This is a genomic window from Mesorhizobium sp. M1E.F.Ca.ET.063.01.1.1, assembly GCF_003998155.1.
Taxonomy (GTDB): domain Bacteria; phylum Pseudomonadota; class Alphaproteobacteria; order Rhizobiales; family Rhizobiaceae; genus Mesorhizobium.
Map to the genome: position 1 here is coordinate 1 of NZ_RZSC01000834.1, position 2,460 is coordinate 2,460.

Sequence of the window (2,460 nt, forward strand, 5' to 3'; positions counted from 1 at the left end):
CCTGAAAATGGGCTCGCGGCCGGATCGCCGTTTCGGCGCCAGCGGCATTGCCGACCTGCGCGCCATTCCATGGGTGTTCGCCTGGAGCCAGAACCGCCATCTGTTGACCGGCTGGTATGGCATCGGCAGCGCGCTGAGTTCTTTCGTTACAGTGCGCGGCGAAGCCGGGCGCGACCTTCTGGCCCGCATGTTCGAGCACTCGCGCTTCTTCCGCCTGATCGTCGACGAGGCCGAGAAGACGCTTTACCAGTCCGACATGGAGATCGCGCGGCTCTACGCCGGCCTGGTGTCCGATAGCGATGCGGCAGCAAGAATCCACGCCCGGATCGCCGCCGAATACGAGCTGACGCGACGCCTGATCGGTGACCTCACGGGAGGCGATCTTTCCGCGCGCTTTCCGATGTTCAAGCGGCGGTTCGACAATCTGCGCCGGCAGATGGATGACATTCACCTGCTCCAGGTCGATCTGCTGCGTGAAGTTCGGGCAAACACGGCGGACCAAAAGCGGGCGACCGACGCTCTGCTCGTGTCGATCAATTGCATCTCGGCCGGGCTTGGCTGGACGGGATAGGCCGGGGTTTGCCGAACTGCCTGTTTGGAAAACTCGAAGCGGCGGTGCGGCCCTCAGAACCTGCCACCGCATCTGTTTTGGTCCTCAGAGACAGAGACGGACGCGCCGAGCCGCTTCGATCCACGGGCTCATTCAAGAAATATCTTTTTGGGGGGAAAATGGTGCGGTCGAGAATTCTTGCACTCTGAGGAGGTTCAACGACTTGCGCAAGGTTCGGGCCGAAAATGGCCGTTGCCAGCACTTACGAACTCAAATAGCGCGCCCGAATCCAAGGTGTTGGAAATGATCTACTTTCTGAAGGCCGTCCCCTTCGTCAAAATTGGCTATACCGATAGCCTGCGAATGGGCGTCGTCGCGCGAGGCAGGCGCCCTCTTAGGAAGAGGCAGACTTAGGAAGAGGCAGAGCCCTTTGCGGAACACGATTGCAAGTCTTTTCGCCGATGTACTCCGGCACTGGGCAGTTAGCCTGCCGTTGCGCTATCTCGTTATTCCATGACCACCCCGAGCTGATCTCGTACGTACTCAAAGCATCTGCCAGATCGCGGCCTTGGCTGAACCGATAACGTCGGCCAACGGTTCCCCGGCATCGAGGTTCACCACCACAGTGCCTCCGAAGGTCAGTTGCTGCAGGGCCGGCACTCGCCTTCGAACGACCAGCGGATCCATGTCCGGCTCGCGCTTCATGATGACTTCGGGGGTGGCCTGCAGTTTGATGACGAGATCCGGCGGCAGACGACGGGCAAGCGCATAAGAGCTGGCCTCGAAACGCCGAAGCCAGGCTGGGACTTTGGCCAATCGGGGCAGCAGCGGAGCATCGTTGAAGTCTATGATCTGGTCTTGAGGGAACCTATCGGCAACGACGACCATTCCACGATCCGCACCGCGGCGCGCGGCCACCAGCTTCATCCGCTTCTCTACAGAGAGGACGCTTGCCCATACGGCAAGCAGAATACTGTAGAGGGGGCCCGGCGAACTGTCGGTCACGGTGCCATGCGAGCTGCCGGCGGGCTTGGTTCCAAGCGCCCGGGTGACGATCGGTACCAGCAACTTGAACGGCAGCAACAGCAGCGATGGCCTACCACCCCCGGTGCCGAAATATATCGGGAGCACGTCAACTTCCGACTCCAGCCACTGGCGGATCGCTGTCACAAGCGTGGTCTTGCCGCTACCGTCGATCCCGACTACGGCTACCACCATGCCGCTGCCGGGCGTACGGCGGCTCCAGGGGCGGGGCACATGCAGGAACTGCTTGTTCAGACTTCCGGCGGTCCACAAGATTACCCGGCCGATACCGCGCAGAACGGCTTCTAGGCCATTGTAGGTTCGGTACGCCGCCAGTTCTTTGCGAATCCGGGCGTGAAGGCGACGCCGGGCCATGAAGGTCTGCGTTTCGAACAATTCCTTGGCAATGGCTTCCGCGAGGTCCTTATTCACAAGCTTTGCCGCGAGACCACGGAAACTGTGCCGGTCGACCCGTAACGCCACATGCAGCCGGTCCAGTTCGAAGTTCTCCTGTAACCTTTGCCAGTGGCGAAACACGATGGGATCTCGACGCCGCAGCTCGAGGCTGGCTCGCACCACAAGCAGCAATGCCTCGCTTGCCGGATCGAGCATCCGGAGAGGCAGTGTGGGGTGTCGGATCGCCGAGGCCAGAAATAGGCGTTCCCAAGGAGGCTGATAGTTCCTCAAGATCGGTTCGCCGACAACTAAGCGGAAGTGAAGATGGAGATGGACGATGCGCCCGCTCGGCTCGTCGTAGCCAAGAAAGCTCTGGACTGCAGGATGGCCGTGGCAATTGGAGGGTTCGAAGCGCTTGAGTCCGGAGCCGAGCAAGGCCTGGGCGGCCCGATGTTGATCAGACTTCGCAACAAGTAGATCAAGGTCCGATT

General features: G+C 60.7%; 2 protein-coding genes. One reads left to right on the forward strand and one right to left on the reverse strand.

Annotated features, from left to right (window positions below; genetic code table 11):
- On the forward strand, positions 1-571 hold a 571-nt coding region (locus tag EOA29_RS33075; RefSeq protein WP_127222182.1), incomplete at its 5' end, for a phosphoenolpyruvate carboxylase.
- A gap of 522 nt (positions 572-1,093) precedes the next feature.
- Here the strand turns inward: EOA29_RS33075 and EOA29_RS41805 are convergent.
- Positions 1,094-2,460, reverse strand: a 1,367-nt coding sequence (locus tag EOA29_RS41805; RefSeq protein WP_189479069.1) for a hypothetical protein, incomplete at its 5' end; no start/stop codon positions are given.